This is a genomic window from Leptospira inadai serovar Lyme str. 10 (assembly GCF_000243675.2).
GTDB lineage: Bacteria > Spirochaetota > Leptospiria > Leptospirales > Leptospiraceae > Leptospira_B > Leptospira_B inadai.
Map to the genome: position 1 here is coordinate 309,640 of NZ_AHMM02000015.1, position 17,920 is coordinate 327,559.

Genomic DNA, 17,920 nt, shown 5'->3' on the forward strand with positions numbered 1-17,920 from the left:
GTTAAAAACCCTGAAACGCGGCGAGGGGACTGAAGAGATTTTTCCTACGCTCGGATAATAATCCGCAATAACGGCAGTGTCCACGGGCGCCATTAATTTTATGAATTTTGGAAAGACTCCGATTGGGAATCCCAAACGCAAATCACGTCCTCCGAGAACCGAACTTTTTCATGGTTTTGATAAGGGAATAAAATAAATTTTCCGAAATAGCCTTCATCTTTTTCAAAGTGAAATTCTGTTCGAAATATTTTATAGTAATCGGAGTCAAAAAAATGGAAATAAGATATCCTACGACGATCGTCAGTTCGAATTCCCGTAAAAATTGGCCACCTTCTTTCGCGAATAAGATTTGAGGGATAAAAAGAGCAAGAGCCGGAAGAAAGGATGTCCATTGAGCCTTGGAAAATTTTGCATCCTTAATCCTATACCGAACGATAATTTGAAACGATACCAAAGCCACCAAGAGTAAAAGACCTAGATACATCGATAAAGTAAAGGAGCCGAATAAATAACTCAAAAAGAACAACGTGACTGAAAAAGGAAAGAGTAGAACCAATAGGACCAGAATCGATCGTTTAAAGGATTCGAAATAGGAGGATAGAATGAAATATATTAATAAAAATGCATATATTATGACGCTATAAATTCTTTTTTCGGTTTCGATCGTTTTCTTAACGCTTCGGCCCATCTCAATATGATAATTCTCCGGAAGATTGGCACTCGCCAACGCGCGCAATTCCGAGAAAATTTTTGCGTGAGAAATGTTTCCGGTTCGCAATGCGAAAGAAAGGGATCTTTTTTTATTCTTTCGGAATATCTTAATCGGAGATTTGGACTCTTTCTGTTTTGAAAGTTCGGTTAACGGCGAAAATTTCCCTTCGGTATTTTTAATATAAAATTTTTCCAAACTCGATTCCGAATTTCTAAATTCCTCCGAAAAACGGATACGAATGTCGATCTCACGGTTTTCCTCCAGAAATTTGCTGGCCACTCCGCCTTGTATCGCCAGTTTTAAAAAACTTCCGATTTCAAAATTGCTTAATGAAGCTCTTGCCGCTTTGTTTTTATCCAAGACTATATGCAGCTCGTCTCTTGGAGGCTTGTATCGAAGAACCACCTCTTCTATTCCGCCCAGTTTGCCGGCTTTTTCCGCAAGCGATCGGACTATTTGATCCAGCTTTCCGTTATCATCTCCGAGTACATCCACGACGATCTCTTTGAATTTACCCGCATCCGATTCTCGCGAGAAATAACAAAAGGCCGGACTAGTATTTCCGATTTTTTGCTTTATTTTCTGAATGAAATCGTCGCTGCTTACCCGACTTTCATTTAATGATATGATTAAAAATGAATGACCGGAATCGATCTTCGTAGTTACCTCTTCCACACCAGGAATTTCTAGGATTTTCTCTTCCACCTTTTTAGTGATTGCATTAGTAAATTCGAATCCTGTTCCGGAAGGAAGTTCTATATACCCCAATATTCTTCTATTTTCGATGGAATAAAAGAGTTCCTTATCAAGCTTTGTTAAACGATAAACTCCCGCTAAAATTGCCAGGGCATATACGGTGAAAAATAACTTCGCAGATAGGCCGGGGATAAACCTAAAATATCCTCCTGGGCTGGGGGAAGAAATCGGCATCGAGGTTGCAGCTTGAAAATACTTGAATCGGATTTGATTAAAAAAACTACGTAGCGGGATGAAAGAGACGTACGATAATACCAAATAAAGTACGATAAAGAATCCCAAGCGCATTGAGGATTCGCCGGTATCTCGGTCTAGGATATAAAGCGGAAGGCATAATGCGAGGATCGTTACCGCAAGAGTCGTAAATTCCGGCAACGTATCCTTTAGTCTCCAATTTCCCTCTTTAGACCGGATATTCTCCAATAAAAAAAAGCAAATAATGCTCCAGATCGAAAACCCGAGCAGGAAGGAACTAAAAATGATAATATCAAAATCTAATTTTAAAATAAATAATATTAACTGGAATATGAAGAAATTGATGAAAATTTGAAAAACAAGAGTTGACCTGACTTGAAAATATTTGTATTTTTCGTTGAAAAAAACCAACAGGAGAAAGGCAGCGAGACCGATAAGGCCACATATTACTAAATTCAAATATGATTTTTTGACCATTTCGGCTTGGTCATAAATATAGTTAAAACGAAGTCCCGTGATATTTAAGTTTTTAAGTTTCTTATTTACCTCTTTCGAGATCTCGAGGATATTTCCTAATGCGGATTTATAGACATAAACGCTCACATTCTCCTTCCCGTTAACCCTGGATCCGCTATCTTCTTCGCGATAGGAAAAGGAGACTTTGGCCACGTCTTCGATGAAAATATTTCTCCCTCGTTCGCTAGAATAGACAGGTAGCTTCTGAAGGGTCCGTAATGCCTTATATCTACCCTCTAATATCAAATTATAAGTCATCCCTTGTTTATCGACGGACGCTACGGAATTCGTCTTATTGTTCTGCTCGATCGCTCTTTGAATGTCTAAAAGGTCTAAACCGAAGCTTTTTAATTTTTGCATGTCGCAGGAGACTAAAACCTCCCGGACTTTCCCTCCGGAGACGGCGATTTTACTGACACCATCGACGTTCTCTAGAAAGCTTTTTACTTCATGGTCCGCGATACTTCGTAATTCGATGAAATCGTATTTCTCGCTCTCCAACGTGATGATCATCGCCGGACGCTGATCGGGATCGTATCGGTAAATAAACGGTTTATGAACTTCTCTCGGGAATTGACCCGCGACTATATCTATCCTTTCTCTGATTTCAAGGCTTTTGAATTCAAGGTTGACATCTTTCGCGAATTCAACGTTTATTTCGGTCTTTCCTCTTTCGGAATAGGAGTATATATCTTCGATCCCGCCGACGCCGGAGATTACTTCCTCGATCGGGATAGTTATCGTTTCTTCGATATTATCAACGTCGGCACCGGGAAATTCGACGGATATCGTTAGCCCTGGATAGGCGGAAGTCGGAAAAAGGGAAACCGGCACTCTGAAGAACGAAAAAAAACCGAATATGATCAATCCGAAAAAGAACATTCCGATCGTGATCGGTCGCGAAGTAAGAAAATTTTCCTTTCGGGAATGCATCTCGTTTTTATCTTTCGTTCTTAAGCAAATAGTAAAAGAGCAACGGTATTAAATATAAACTAAAGAAGAAGGACGCGAACAAACCTATCACGACTACGACCGCCATCGGTGATTGAAATTCCGTACCTTTTTGAAGTTCCAACATTATAGGCATCAAACCTAAAATCGTAGTGCTGTTGTTCATCAGGATCGGCCTTAATACGATCTTGCCGGAATCGACGATGATCTTTTTTAGCGGAATATTCTCCTTGAATAGAAGTTGAACGTATTCGTAATACAAGGCGGCATTATCGACCACCACGCCTAAGAGTAACACTATTCCCATAAAGGAACTTACGTTGAGGGACTTTCCGAAAAGAAATAGCGCGGGGAAAGTTCCGATAAACATCAACGGAATGGTGCAGATCATCACTAACGAATAAAGCAGCGATTCGAATTGACTTGCAAGCAGCATATAAATGAGAACTGCCGCTAATACAAAAGCAAAAGATAGATCGCTAAACGACTTCTCGATGTTTTCTTTTTCTCCGGAGAACTGTATCTTGTACCCTTCCGGAATGGGAAATTTTGCGACGACTTCTTCCGCGTTCGAAATGGCGGAATTCATCAAGACGGGGTTTATATCCGCCATTACTAAATTGATTCGCGAGTTTCCCGAACGTAAGATCGAAGTGGGAGCGACTTTTTCCTCGACCTTGCTGATTTGAGCGATTTGTATTAGTTCACCGGATGGAGCCTTTACATTCAGCCGCATGACTTTTTCCAGCGAATCTACGTCCTGTTTTCTAAAACTCAAGCGAACGTTTACGTTTTTGTTTGCTATTTTTATTTTCGTAACTATCGAACCGTGATTTGCGATTCGGAGATAGTTGGACATATATTCATTCGTCATATGAATGCTACTCGATTTAATCGGATCGAAACTCAACGCGTATTCGATCGATTTATCCTCCATACTCTCCCTGACATCCTTTACGCCGGCGATTGAGGAAATTTTTTTCGCTAAATTAGCGCCGATCTCGTGAAGAGTTTTGAGATCGTCCCCGTGAATTTCCAAAGTTAACTTACTCTGGTCGGAAGTAATAAGCGAAGAAAGAACGTCCCCGCTATTCTCGAAAATTATCTTTATATCCTCGCCTAGCGCTATTTTATTCCTAATTTCGTTAATGAATTTAGTCGTAGAAATATTAGCTCGGTCCTTTAAAAGCACTCTCAACGTCGCTCGGTTGGTTCCCCATTCCCCCTTTTTTTTACTCGCTAATTGATCCTCCTCATATCCGATCCGAGATATTACGCTGGCTACGGGTTCCGACTTTAGAAGAGTCGATTCAATATTGCTTACGATTTCGGAAGTAGCTTCCAATTTCGATCCTTTCGGCGCCTCGATAATGATCGAAAATTCACCCGTGTCAACGTGCGGAATAAATTCTTTCGACACTACCGAAATGAATTGGATGGAAAAGACGAATAAAACGACTATGATTACGATAAGCTTAAACGGATGATCCAAATAATGATTCAATCTGTTTTCGTAGCTCTTTAGCATGTTTAAGTATATTTTTTCGGATCTATTAAAGATTAATTTATTCAGAAATTCGGATTCCATATTAATCGTATAAAGAACCGAGGATAGCATCGGAATGATAGTAAGGGAGGCGATTAAGCTAATGACAAGAGAAATCGTTATTGCTAACGCCATTTCGGCGAATACGATTCCGACGATGCTTTTGAGGAAAATGATGGGTAAGAATACGATAACTGTCGTCAAAGTAGCGGAAATTACGGATCCGGTTACTTCCATCGTTCCGTTCAGCGCCGCCTTCTTTATCTCTGCGCCGCGAGAAAGATTCCTTTCAATCGCCGAAAAAACGACGTTGCTCGTATCGAATAGCATTCCGATACCGAGTGCAAGTCCGCCGAGCGACATCATGTTTAACGATATATTGAATAAATAAAATAGTAATAACGTTGTGAAAAGAGACGCAGGTATGACGGTCAGTAGAATTAAGGGACTTTTGACATTTCGAAGTAAAAAAACAAGGACGAGAAAAGCCAGTATAGCGCCGGAAATAAGCGAGCCGCTTACGCCGGAGATGGCCTCTTTAATATATTTCGATTCATCGAACACGATCTCCGCTTTCAGTTCTCTCCGAAATCTTTCGTTGATGCTCGCTAGTTCGCTTTGAACCTTATCCGAAATTTCGACCGAATTTTTCCCCGATTCCTTAAATAGGTAAGCGATAATACAATCTTTCCCGTTATATCTTGCTATTCCCGTTCTTTCTTTGTATCCCTCTTTAATGCTTGCAAATGAGGCTATATCGACGGGTACACCTTGGGTATTTGTACCTGCAATCGTTTGCCCTATTTCGGCGGCATTCTGAAATTCTCCGATCGCTCTAATTAAAAGGTCTTTTTTACCAACCGGAAGACTTCCTGCCGGAAAGTTTACGTTCGCAGCAACGATGGATCTCCGTACATCTAATAGGGAGATCCCGTACGCATTCATTTTATCCGGATCGATTTCGACGGATATTTCCTTTTGAAACCCGCCTGAAAATTGAACTGCCGCAAGACCTTCGATCTTCTCTAAATGGACTTTTACGTTGTCTTGTATAAAACCTCTTAATTTCTTCTCATCCATGTCTTTTCCGGGAAAAAAAACGATCTCTTGGAAAGCCGATTGCGAAGGATCGAATCGTGTGACGATCGGGCGACTGGCATCTTGCGGTAAAAAATCCCTAATTAAATCGATTCGCTCTCGGACCTCGATGATCGCATAATCGACTGTTATGCTGTTCGAAAATTGAAGAGTGATTAACGACATTCCTTCCACGGATTCCGAATTGATTTTGTCCAATCCTCCGATAGTTCCCACAGAATCGGCGATAGGTTTTGTGATAAGGCTTTCTATCTCCTCCGGCGAAGCGTTCGGATAATTGACAATGACGGTAACTTTAGGAAACTTAAGCTCCGGCATTAAGTTCATTTTAATTTTTTGTAAAGCGATTGCCCCGAACAGCGATAGAGCCAGCCAAATCATGGAAATCGTGATTTGGCGGGAAACGCAGAATTTTATAATGGATTCCATGATTTAGCCGAACAAGGAAGAGGATTGAGGTTTCAGTTTTGGCCTAGAATCGGTTTTACCGGTATTCCATCGCGTAGCTGCGATAGTTTATCTAATACGATTATATCGTCCTGCTGTAATCCCTCCATGACTTGAATATAGTCGTCATATTTTTTTCCCGTCTTTATTTCCTTTTTATAGCAACTGCCATCTCGGACCTCGAATACGATCGCTTTATCTTCTTCTTTAGGAATAGTCGCAGCTGCAGGTATTAAAATTGTAGGAACCGGTTCTCCCGTTAGAACATTTGCACGGATAAACATTCCCGGTTTTAGGCGATTGTCCGTATTCTTTATTAAAGACTTAACTTCAGTCGTATGTGATTTCTGGTCCACTAAGGGGCTAATAAGGACAATTTTTCCCGTGAAATTTTCCTTCTTAAATACGTCCGCCGTAAAGTCGACTTTCATGTCCTTTTTTAGGTGAATGGATTCCGATTCGGAGATATTGAAAACGGCATAAACTTGAGATATGTCTATTATCGTGAGGACGGCTTGGTTTCCGCCGGAATTACCGGAAATCACTTCTCCTTGACTCTTATATTTTTTAGCGACGATTCCGGCGATAGGAGAATAGTTCATAACTTCCTTTAACAGAATTTTCGTAGCATTCACTTGAGCCTGGTGCGATCTAAGAACTCCTTCCGCAACCTCCAACTCCGCTTTCTCGATTTTGGTATTAATGTCCTTGATAATCGAAATTCTTTCCTTCTCGGAAGAAGGAACGGAGTAACCGTTTCGAATAATATCTTCGTCGCTGAGACCTAAAGAATGAATCTCTAAATCTTTTTTTGCAATTGCATATGCGGATTCTTTATTTCCGACCTCTAGCCTTGCTACCTCGAATTCTTCGCGGCTTATGCCTCCGACTTTGTAGATTTCTTCTTTACCTTCGAACGTTTTTTTGGCTTTCTCATATTCGTCCTTTGCTCGCCGGAAAAGAGTCTTACTCTTTTCCATTTCTCTAATTCTTGCATCTATTCCGAACTTTGCTTTCTCGTATTTTTCGGCGGCAAGCTTGACTTGAGAACGGGAAGATTCCATCGTCGCTTCTTGCTTCATTAGCTCTAATTCATATTGGAGGCTTTCAATCTTAAATAATTTTTGATCGAAGGAGACTTTATCCCCTTCTTTCACAAATATTTTTTCGATGCGCCCACTTAATTTCGAATATATCTCGACTTTATCCTTAAAATCGATCATTCCCGAAGAGCTAACGGAAGGTGCGATATTTTTGATAACGATTCTGTAAGCGGAAACCGAGACCGGTCCGGCCTGATCTCCGGCGGTTGTCATCTTACTATCGCGAAAAACCCAAAAGAGCGGTTTAAATAGACTAGCTCCGATGTTATTTACGACCGGATAGCTAGGATTGTCTTTTAACCTGTAATAAGCCGCGAAAAGAAGAAGGTAAATCACCGCTAAATACAAAATAATTTTAGCCGCGATATTCTTGAAAATTGCCTTTAGAACCGAAAATATCAAATTTTTACCTTTAAACCTTGCGCGAATGTTCGCTTCACTCTTGACCTCGGTGAGTTCGGCAGTTTCTAACCGATGTCGTTAGAATAAAGATAGCAGCATCCAATTTTTCTTTTCTTCTCGTTTGTCGAGCTTATCTACTATTTTCGTGCATACGTCCCGTAACAAATTCGCTTCGGTAAACGTACGATCTTCGACGGTATAATTTACGCTGCTGATGATTTTACCTTTTTTATCGAAGACTTCCAAAAAGATAATAGCGCTCTCTTTTTTATCCAGGATTTTCCGATTGTCGTTCATCGATATCGCACCTTGAATAAAGAAGTCGAAAGCAACCGTGCCGGATAGATTTTTAATTTCCTGTTCTTTTAAGTTTCTGGGATCCAATTCGATATTTTGCCAGAAGTTTTCACCGGCCACATTTTTAGCGGAATCCGGTAAAAAGTTCGTGTTATCTTTAGATTCCGTCGACTTTTCCTTTTTAAAAGCCTTTTCCTTGGCCACATTATCTTCGATCGTTTTTAAATAATCTCCGATTACCAGAACGTCATATCCCGAAAACAAAAGTTCGAACTTAAGCATACTGCTCAGATTCTTCGTACTAAACGGATCAAAATGGGAATCTCTATTTTCTATGAATCCTAATAGATAAACTCCCTTAGCTTTGTCCTTTCTTTCCGCATATCTAACGGAGCCGGTATTGAAATAGGTACAAGACTGGATTGAAACGATGAGCAATATACTCAGAATTCCATATTTTATATTCTTAAATCGCATGGCATGTAATCCTCCTGTATTATGATTTCATGTAATTATTGACTAACGAAAGAAAAGAGGAACGGAGGCGATAGCGGTTTTCCGTTCACGTCTAAAGACGTACTGTTCACTTGGATCGTATAGATCGGTGCGTTCGGCGAAACCGGAGGAGACAACGAAACGTTCGTCAAATTGAAGTCGCCATTCGTTCCGAAGGCAGTAGTCGTTCCGCAAGTTGCTTCCATTTCCGAATACACTAAATCTAAAACGCGACACCCGAATGGTGCCACAGCCTGACAGTCTTGCCATTTCCATGTAGAAAGTCGAAGAGTTGTCAGGGGAGGTGAAATACGACTGAGTGAAATCGCATTTAAAGTGCTGCCCGGTTCCATATAATTACTGAAAATTAATCTAAAATTATCGGTAGTTCGATCAGCGCAAGCCGTGCTTGTTCCCGTTCCGTCGTCGCCTCCCCTAAATTGATAGGAACTCGGAGATAGAACCGAAATAGTATCGTCCCACCAGCAGGAACCTATGGTCCAGCTTCCACCGGCTGCATTGCCTGTTCCAGGTAAGGTAGTCGCGCAGCCCGGTTGGCTCGCAACTCCAATCGATTGAACATGAGGCGACGGGTTGTTTGCACCCGCCACGAAACTGCCGGTAACGGGGGTTTTTAAAGCCACTAAATTCGAACTCAGCGCGCTAGTCGATATGCTTACACTGTACCTAGTTCCGTAGGTGAGAACCGAATCCGAAACTAACGTTAATACGGTATTTCCACCCGACCAGGTGTACGTTCCCGGTATTGCAGGTGAAATATTAATCGCTGCTTGAGTACTAAGCGGATCCATTGGAGTCGAAAAATTGAACGTGAGAGTATTGCTTCCGGGGTTTCCCAAACAGCCGTTCGTGACCGCCACGGAAAGAATGTCGGACAATGTGCCTGCCCCTGCCTTACATGTGGGGATTGTTCCGGTAAAAACGGTAATCGAAGTGACTCCGGGAAGAGCGTTATTCGTTCCTACAAAGAAGCTTCCCGCTATATTTCCCGCCAAAGCGATGTTACTCGTGTCGACCGCTTGGGTACTTACAATAACACTGTATCGTTGTCCCGCCGTTAAAGGATAGTCGGGAATGATGGAAAGAGAACTTGAGGATGTCCACGTATAACTTCCTAGCAGGCTCGGACTAATCGCGATTGCTCCTTGCGTAATTTGCGGATTCATCGCTCGCGAGAAATTCAGTATAATTTGATTTTGGTTCGGGTTTCCCATACAGGCAGTTACGATATTCGAATTTAAAAAATCCCCCAAGGCGGCAGTTCCCGCATTACAGGCGGCAAGTGGACCTGCATAAACGTACATGTTATTAATTGTCGGATTCGTTCCGACGTTTGCGGCGCTTCCGACCGAGACCGAAGCGCTAAAAGGATCTTTCAAATCCCGTCCGGAATTATCTTCGCACGATTTAGTTAAAGAAAACGTATAAGTTCCGGCTTTAAGAGAGGCGGAAGGAAGAAAGTTCAAAACCGAAGGAGTATTGTTAAAAAAGCCGGGCGTCGTCGGCGACATAGAAAACGCGATTTGACAAGCGTTCATATTCATTTCCTTACTGAACGCAATTTGAAATGATTGGCTGCTTGGAAGATTTTGCACTCCCGAAACCGGATTACTGAATAAAACCTTCGGAGCGTCCGACTCCCCGATAAAGGGATCGAATTTAAGGAGACTATTTTGCAAATTTTTACATGAGGTCAGGAAAATAACAATCGCCATAATATAGAGCGATTGATTAAAAAAGATTAATTTATAAAGAGAAGTACTGTTTTTCATAATTTTTATTCTATATCAGCTATTTGTTATCGATCAAAAACGATTCAATCCTCTATCAAGCCTCGTATGGATTTACCTTTTATGTCGTCCGGCAGAAAAATATCATCGATACGTTCGTTGTTTAACAAAGCGGATATCAATGAATTCCCCTTGCCTTTTTTATATTGGATTAATTTGTTTATTTCGCCTTCAATCGTTCCGGTAAATGCGAGTTCGTAACATCCCGTAGCATAGGCGGAGAGCGCGTCGGTTAACTCTTCCTGAGATTTGACATATTCGCTTTCGGCGGCCAACATATCTTCGCGTTTGGCTTGACCCACTCTATATTTCGTGCTGGCGATTTTTAAGGATTCCCACTGAAGTAATACCTTCGAATTTGCAATTTTAATAATTTCCCACGATTCCAATAGCTTATCTGCGTTTTTTTGCACTTCAAGGCCGATCTGGTTTTCCAAACTTTTGCGATTTAGAATGGCTTCGCTTAACTGAACTTCGCCTTCCACAATCTTTCTTGCGTAGCTAAGATTATCCCAGAATTTTATCTGGCTGGAATTATATCCGTTCAATCCTGGTCCTACGAATTGGTTTCCGAATCCTGGATACGTTTGGATACCCGTTCCGTCCTTTTGAACGCCTAAGTTCCCGTTGGTCTGCACGGTATTACTACCAAACGGGAAGGTTAAGTTGAAATTTACTCCATAAATATCGTGTTGCAGAGGAAGGCGATCGCCGTTTCTACCGGCATAACCGCCCACATATAACTTAGGTATCCAATAGTTCTCCGCTATAGTTTTCTCATCCTTAAGGCGTTGAATTACGACTCGGGACTTTTTTACGTCTTCTCGTTCTTCCCTAGCTCTCGCGATTACGGTCATTACATCCAAGCGAGGAGGCGAGAGAATAAAATCAGTGAATATGTTTTCTTCCAAGTTAAGTTGAAGTTGATAATCCAAATTTAATATTTGTTTCAGCTCCAAAAGCGATTGTCCGTATTCGTTCTTATATTTCTGAAGAGAATATTGGGACTGCCGAAGCCTGCTCGCGGTTTCGATTAGTTGAATTTTAGGTATGAACCCTTGCTTATACTCGGCCTGGGATTTGGAATATGATTCTTCCATTTTTTCCAACGTTTTCCTTGCGAGAAAAACCTTACCCTTGGCCGCGAGCGTTTTAAAATAAGCCTTTTGAATTTCTAGTTTTAATTTTGCGTAATTGATTTTGAAATCCTTCTCATTCAGGACTTCGTTTAACTTGGAAGTCTCCAAGTTCAAAGAGGCTTCCCCTCCGTCAAAAACGAGTTGTTGAACCGTTAAGCGAACGTCATTATAAATATTATCCGCAGAACCGACATTGATGTTTCTCAGGCCGAAGTACTGAACCCCGACCTTAGGAAGAAATTCGCGCCAGCGCTCCGTGATCAGCATTTTAAAGATTTCTTTTTTGGCCTCGAGAGTTCTTAAAATAACGCTGTTGGTTGTGCCGATCATTATGGCTTGCTCGAGAGTTAACGTTATTCTTAAGTTCTCATCCTCTTTGGCAGGCGCAGCTACGATATTAAACGTGTTTAACCGATTAAATAATATCAGAATGATTACAAGTTTCAGTATAAAAGAATATTTTCGTCCGAATTTTACCATGACAAAGCTTTATACCTTCTAGTATCGTATTTTATAATTTCATTCTTAAAGAAAGATGTAAGAATTCCTCCCAATCTTCCTCGAAAAAACCATCTTAATGACTAAAAATCATGTAATAATTTATCATCGTTGAAATGGGACTTAAAAAGTCAATCAAGCTAAATTATTATCGTCGTTCTTTTATTTATGATTATGTCTCTTACTAAAAGAAAATATAATATAGGTATGCTAGCATTCTTTTGAACTAACCTTAATAACGGGGAGCGTACGAAGTTCGGTTTCCCGCTTACCAATCCAACGTAGAATATTTGAGAGTAAAATCAGAGCAAAGATCGGCATGTGCATACGGATCAATCATAACCGCCTAATGGAGCATAGGTGTGGTGAGTTGTGGCAGCTCCTTGCAAGAAAGACTCCTCGGCTCCCCTCTCCCAAGACGTAAATAGATCCCGCAAATACTCATAAGGATCGACTCCTGCGAGTTTTGCAATTTAAACTAAAGAATAAAATCCTGCACTTGTTGTCACGGCTTCCAGACAACTAAAGAAGAGCCAATTTTTTCTTCTTAAATTCCGAATCGCTGGATCCTTTAGACGTTCAGTTTGATCGAGAAATCGTAAGAACCCTGGAGAATGAATTTAACCGATTCTACTAATTTTCAATTTCGTTATTTTCAAGTTTGGTAGATGTCTTTTGCAATTTGGGATTTTTCGGAAGTTCGGCGAGCCTTTCGGCTATAATTTTGACTTGGCTTTCATGTAGAAAACCTTGGCCATTATCATTCGGGAGTATTCCGAGCTTAAGCCCGCAGTATTTATAGTCTACGCCGTCTATAACGCAAACTTCATAAAGATTTAACATTGATCTGAAAGTCTCAATTCCTTTAATAATGGAGAGAATATGGCCGTTGTCAAAATAAACCCATTTTCTTGAGACGGAGGTATCCGACTTATCTTCAATTTTTAGAATTCTATCTTCCAAGTTTTGTATAAAAACTAATTCAGACATTTCTTTAAATCCCCTTCAAAGCTTTCATAAATTCGAATCGAAAAATATTAAAGCTCTTTTCTCGTATTTTTGGCTTCGAATCTTGGAAAATATTCGCTTGAATATCTGTCGGATTCACAATCGGCTGAGTGCTCGGTAAAGAGTAAGAAAATTTAACGAGCAAAATTTCTGTGAAAGCCTGCTGAAATTTGTAAGCAGTGCTATATGCGGTATTTGTCCCTGCTATAATCGAATTCGCAACGTTTACATTTGGCGTATTTCAATCTTGATATGCAATATGACGACTTGAGTCGATGGATTCGGATTATTTACAGTAAGGTGGGTAGACGTGGAACTGAATCCAATACACTGACCTGCAGCTATGTTTACCGTAAGCGATCAATTAAACCCATCCCATCGATTTTGAAAAAAGACTTTCAAAATCTTGTGTTAAATGGGAGGCAGGCACCCCTTCGAAAAGAGTACGAAGGACGGCATAGGGATCTTTTTTGTTAGCGATAGCGGTTTGAACGATAGAAAAAAAGAAAGTGCTGGCCTCAGCTCCGTCAGGGCTGCCTGAGAATAGCCAATTCTTTCGTCCGATTACGAAGGGTCGAATTCCATTTTCGACAAGATTGTTATCGATATAAAATTCTCCATGAGAAAGATAAATCGTCAATCGCTCCCATTCGTTTAAGGTATAGCGAATTGCCTCTCCGATCGGACTCTTTGGAAGGACTTGAGAATAGGCGCTGTCTAAGAATGTTTTTAAATCATCCAAAATAGGTTTTGATTTTTCTTCCCTGATTTTTTGAATCTTTGAAAATAAACATAGAGAGTGAAGTTTTTGTTTTCGAATTTCTTTTTCGACCGCGTAGACTTCCCTGAGTCTTAAGATGACATAGCCTGCAATACGATCTTCTTCCGACTGCCAGACCGAGTAAAATTTCCTTCTCGCATGCGCGAAGCATCCTCCGTGAAGCACTCCTTTCCAATTTCTAAAATTGGAATCATAGCTACTAAAAGCGTCGGTCTGAATACAACCCTGGTATCGATTCAAGAATTTCGGGATGAACTCCGCAGACCTTGTTTCTCTATAAAGATAAAGTAATACCGGTTTATCCGGATGACCTCCTCGAAACAGCCACATATACGACTTAGTCGTATTGGATCTGTTCGGTTCTTTCATTACTTGAAGCGTAGTTTCGTCTATCCCGATCAAAGATCCTTCGAGTAACTGTTGTTTTAAAATAGAAACGAATGGCTTGCACTTCTCATACACTTGTTTTGTCCAATTGCACATCGTTGAACGGGGCAATTCCAGACCCATTCTACGAAATATCTTCTCCATTCTGTAAAATGGAAGATGATCTACGAATTTACTCGTTAAGAGATACGCTACAAGCCCCGGCGTTGCAATACTTTGCGGTAGTAACTGCGGAGGAAGAGGGGCCGTCTTTATTACGCTTCCCGCTTCGTTTCTTTCGTCTCCATTACAATGTTTGCATGCGTATTTGTATCGGATGTGTTTTACAACAAATACCTTCTGAGGAATGATATCCAGCTTCTCGGATGTCTCTTCTCCGATCCGGCTAAGTTCTTGCCCGCAGTTACAGATCTTCTCCGATTCAGGGATATCATGAATGATTTCCTCTCTCGGTATATGATCCGGGATCGGCTTTCTACCAGGTTTTTTGCGAGTATGAGAATGGACTTCGACTTTCTCGTCCGCATGTCCATTGTATAATCCGGGAGAATCGTTTTGCGATTCTTCTATTTCGTTGAACAACTTTCCCTGTAGGATTTCACTCGGATCTATCTTCTCCGATTTGCTTCCATACAATTCTTTGCGATAGCCGAGAACGAGATTCTCCAAAGAACTAATCTTAGAACGAAGAGACGCATTATCTTTCTGTATATTATGCAATAATACTTTAAGCTCTTCGTTTTCCGCTAAAAGTTCCTCTCTCGACACTCTGCTTTTATATTTCTTGTCCTACTTTCTTCAAGAACTTTTTATCGAAGGCCGGATACATCCATTAATCGATGCTCTTTTCTAAAATCTATACCCTTCAGTAGCCAGGATACTTCACGCCAACTTAAGTCCAACGCCGATTCCTCCGATTCAGGCCACGGAAACTTTCCCTTTTCGAGCCGCTTCTGCCATATGCAAAAGCCGTTTCCGTCCCAATACAGACATTTCAATCGATCTCGGCTCTTGCCACAGAACAAAAACAGATATTCCGAATACACATCCTTCGACATTTCTCTTTTCACTATAATACTCAAACCATTCCACGATTTCCTCATATCTGTCCTTCCCGGTCGGACATACACTCGCAGACTCTTCGGATCTCGAAATATCATTCCTATTTCCCTTGTATCGTTATGTTTATTTCTCCACTCCGGCTTATTTTTATTTCCACACCTTTACTCGCCTCTAAACTTCCTAAGTTTATCGGCACGAGCCTTTTCTCCGAGCCTGCCCTTTTCACTTTCTCTTTGGTATGACGAAGCCAATACCCTAACGTGCTTACGCTGATTCCCGACTCTTCGCAGTAAGCCTTTTGGCTCAAGCCGCTTTCTTGATATTCTGCTATATATTCTTCCCGACTCTTTCTTGCTTTGCTCATCTCATAAGTTTAACACGATTCGATCGATAGCTTACCCTGGGGTTAATTGAGCGCTTACGGATTACGGATCTAATTTCCGCTTTATAAATATTTTTCCATAGCTCCGATAGGCCGTATTTCAGTTAACGAATAGGTTTATGAGAATAAAGAATTCCGTTTACGTACAGGTTGAAAATATGCTTTCACCTTTTTTCGTTAGTCGAACTTTAATTGTCGATTTCTTGGCTTCTCCGGTATTTTTCGTTATTTATTGTTTATGGGGAAACCTACATTGAATTCGATTATCCAAACCGCATTCGATTCAATCGAACGGTAATCGGGGATCTAGAAAAACTGGATTCTCGAAATTGCGTTACGAGGAAGGATGCTATGAATATTAAAGGGAAAAAAATCGCCCTCGTTTTAGGGGGTGGAGGTGCATTAGCGGCTTTCGAAGTCGGCGTTATCAGATGGATGAAAGAAAATAATGCGTATATTGTCGGTTGTTATGGGACGTCGGCGGGAGCGCTGAATTCGGCATTACTATCGCAGGACGACTATAAAGGTCTTGAGACGTTATGGGGTTCATTTTCCGAAAATAACTCGTTTTTTAAACAATGGCCTTTCGGAATATTCCAATCCTACTGGAAACGTGCGGCCTTAAATCCGTCTCCGCTGTATAAACTAATCGAAAAATATACGGATCCTTCCAAAATATTAAAAAGCGGGATCCGCTTCGGTGCCATCATGACGAACATGTCTCTCGGTATTAAGGAATCCTATATTTTATCCCAGGATAATTTGTCCGAATTTAGAAGAGTTCTTGAAGCGTCGTCGGCGGTTCAAAGTATTTTTCCTCCGGTTCAGATTAAGGATTATTTATATGGAGACGGCGGATTAACAGAGAACGTTCCCCTAGAGTTAGCAAAGAAGGACATCTCTAATTCAAAAGCCGATTTGTTCGTTGTCGTAAGCTGTAGTAAAGTTTTAGGTCCGGTCTTACCGGCAAAAGCCAATTATTTTAGATATTTGATGAGGACGATCGATATATTGTTAAATGATCGGGAGAGAAGCGGTTTTGATAAGATTGACTCCGACACGATTTTAATAGAACCGGGAAAAGAATCCGGATTTTTCTCCATTTTAGATACTCGACAAGAATCCATCCGGAAGTTGATTGATCTAGGATATGATCGGGCAAAAACACTTTTTCAATCTTCTTAATTGTTCGTCGTCCTGCGTCGATTGATTCTTATACGATCAGAGACTACGATTGTCGTTGATGATTGTATCGATTTACGGTCGGAACGAATCCGAATGATATCGCAAGTTTAAGAATCGATTTTTTGAATCGGCTGATCGGCCTAAACTTAATTTCACAAAATATATTTCCTCGTAAAAATTCGAAACATACCGGTCATTGGTTATCGTACCGGCAAGACAAGCAAGAAGTAGAAAGCTACTATTATTGTCACTTTTACCTTTAGAACAGCCTGCAAGTAGCGCAGTGAATCCTAAAGCGATTAGAATGATTGATAGTTTATTTTCAAAAGACATGCACTCTCCGGCGAATTTATGTCATTTAGAATAAACGAAAGCGATGAGATTGACAATTCGTAGTATTCACATCGATGTCAATACTTGTACGTGATCTACTTACGATTATTCAAAAATTTATAAAACTTTCTAATTTTTATGAATCTAGAAGATCCCGAAGTTGCACTACAATAGTCGAGAATTGCATGCCCCCTTTGACACCTAGCTTTTCAGCCGCGTTTGCCCGATGAGCTTCGACTGTTCGCAGGCTAATCCCGAGTGTCTCCGCGATTTCTCGATTCATAAACCCTTTAGAAATATATCGAAGCAATTCCTTTTCCCTATCCGTCAATTTATGGAAAGAGAGGATGAGTTCTTCCGGTAAGACTTGGATACCGGTCGGAAAATCGGGAAATAACTTTTCTCCTGAAAACATTCTTCTGATCGATGAAAGTATTTCCATCGGCTCCGCATCTTTTAAAAGGTATCCCCGGGCTCCCAATTGTCCGGCGCGACGCAAATGATCCCAATCTCGAGAGGAAGTTAGGATCGCAAAGGGAAAACTTCGGCGCTCCCTATGAAGCTCTTCCAACAAAGCAAATACCGATCCATCCGGAAGTTGAATATCGAGCAGAGTCAGATCCGGAAGAGGGTCCGTGCGCAATCTGCGTTCCGCCTGGCTGCGGGATCGTGCCACTCCATCAATGCTAAAATCATCGGCTCCGATCAGCGCATTTTCAAGACCGGCAAGCACAAGCGGATGATCATCGACAAAAAACAAGCTACGCTTCAAACTCAACAAGTCCCTGTGCTGAAGGTATTCGTCCTATTCGATCG

The 17,920-nt window shown here is 41.0% G+C and carries 13 protein-coding genes and 1 pseudogene; 1 reads left to right on the top strand and 13 read right to left on the bottom strand.

Annotated features, from left to right (window positions below; genetic code table 11):
- Positions 1 to 142 precede the first annotated feature (142 nt).
- The 11 genes and pseudogenes from LEP1GSC047_RS05240 to tnpA form a co-directional block, all read right to left on the bottom strand.
- On the bottom strand, positions 143 to 3,112 hold the full coding sequence (locus tag LEP1GSC047_RS05240) for an efflux RND transporter permease subunit (protein ID WP_010415061.1): 2,970 nt from the start codon (positions 3,110 to 3,112) through the stop codon (positions 143 to 145).
- A gap of 7 nt (positions 3,113 to 3,119) precedes the next feature.
- Complete coding sequence (locus tag LEP1GSC047_RS05245) at positions 3,120 to 6,203, bottom strand: efflux RND transporter permease subunit (protein ID WP_010415064.1); 3,084 nt, start codon at positions 6,201 to 6,203, stop codon at positions 3,120 to 3,122.
- A gap of 32 nt (positions 6,204 to 6,235) precedes the next feature.
- The gene (locus tag LEP1GSC047_RS05250) at positions 6,236 to 7,690 is read right to left on the bottom strand and encodes an efflux RND transporter periplasmic adaptor subunit (RefSeq protein ID WP_420323994.1); all 1,455 of its coding nucleotides are present in this window, start codon (positions 7,688 to 7,690) and stop codon (positions 6,236 to 6,238) included.
- Positions 7,691 to 7,804: 114 nt separating this feature from the next.
- A complete protein-coding gene (locus LEP1GSC047_RS05255; protein WP_010415074.1) occupies positions 7,805 to 8,500 on the bottom strand; it encodes a lipoprotein in 696 nt (231 codons plus the stop codon).
- 35 nt (positions 8,501 to 8,535) lie between these two features.
- Positions 8,536 to 10,311 (bottom strand): Ig-like domain-containing protein, encoded by a 1,776-nt coding sequence (locus LEP1GSC047_RS05260; protein WP_010415077.1) that lies wholly within the window; start codon positions 10,309 to 10,311, stop codon positions 8,536 to 8,538.
- A gap of 44 nt (positions 10,312 to 10,355) precedes the next feature.
- The gene (locus tag LEP1GSC047_RS05265) at positions 10,356 to 11,948 is read right to left on the bottom strand and encodes a TolC family protein (protein ID WP_010415080.1); all 1,593 of its coding nucleotides are present in this window, start codon (positions 11,946 to 11,948) and stop codon (positions 10,356 to 10,358) included.
- 364 nt (positions 11,949 to 12,312) lie between these two features.
- Positions 12,313 to 12,511: pseudogene (locus LEP1GSC047_RS22595) on the bottom strand (IS66 family transposase); the annotation flags it as partial.
- 88 nt (positions 12,512 to 12,599) lie between these two features.
- Positions 12,600 to 12,956 carry a hypothetical protein gene (locus LEP1GSC047_RS05270; protein WP_010415084.1) on the bottom strand — a complete coding sequence of 119 codons (357 nt, stop codon included), beginning with the start codon at positions 12,954 to 12,956 and terminating at the stop codon, positions 12,600 to 12,602.
- Between the two features lie 382 nt (positions 12,957 to 13,338).
- Positions 13,339 to 14,910 (bottom strand): IS66 family transposase, encoded by a 1,572-nt coding sequence (gene tnpC, locus LEP1GSC047_RS05275; RefSeq protein WP_020988455.1) that lies wholly within the window; start codon positions 14,908 to 14,910, stop codon positions 13,339 to 13,341.
- A 41-nt stretch (positions 14,911 to 14,951) separates the two neighbouring features.
- Positions 14,952 to 15,302: an IS66 family insertion sequence element accessory protein TnpB gene (tnpB, locus tag LEP1GSC047_RS22490; protein ID WP_010415109.1), complete on the bottom strand. Its 351-nt coding sequence runs from the start codon at positions 15,300 to 15,302 to the stop codon at positions 14,952 to 14,954.
- Positions 15,303 to 15,304: 2 nt separating this feature from the next.
- Positions 15,305 to 15,568, bottom strand: a complete 264-nt coding sequence (tnpA, locus tag LEP1GSC047_RS05285; protein ID WP_010415111.1) for an IS66 family insertion sequence element accessory protein TnpA — start codon at positions 15,566 to 15,568, stop codon at positions 15,305 to 15,307.
- Positions 15,569 to 15,937: 369 nt separating this feature from the next.
- Here tnpA and LEP1GSC047_RS05290 point away from each other — a divergent pair, with 369 nt between their 5' ends.
- The gene (locus LEP1GSC047_RS05290; protein ID WP_039934317.1) at positions 15,938 to 16,771 is read left to right on the top strand and encodes a patatin-like phospholipase family protein; all 834 of its coding nucleotides are present in this window, start codon (positions 15,938 to 15,940) and stop codon (positions 16,769 to 16,771) included.
- A gap of 72 nt (positions 16,772 to 16,843) precedes the next feature.
- On the opposite strand, the gene LEP1GSC047_RS21590 is transcribed toward LEP1GSC047_RS05290, so the two are convergent.
- Both LEP1GSC047_RS21590 and LEP1GSC047_RS05300 read right to left on the bottom strand, forming a co-directional pair.
- Positions 16,844 to 17,104 carry a hypothetical protein gene (locus tag LEP1GSC047_RS21590; RefSeq protein ID WP_146036895.1) on the bottom strand — a complete coding sequence of 87 codons (261 nt, stop codon included), beginning with the start codon at positions 17,102 to 17,104 and terminating at the stop codon, positions 16,844 to 16,846.
- A gap of 136 nt (positions 17,105 to 17,240) precedes the next feature.
- Positions 17,241 to 17,876, bottom strand: coding sequence for a response regulator transcription factor (locus LEP1GSC047_RS05300; RefSeq protein ID WP_238325523.1), 636 nt, complete (start codon positions 17,874 to 17,876; stop codon positions 17,241 to 17,243).
- Positions 17,877 to 17,920: the final 44 nt, after the last annotated feature.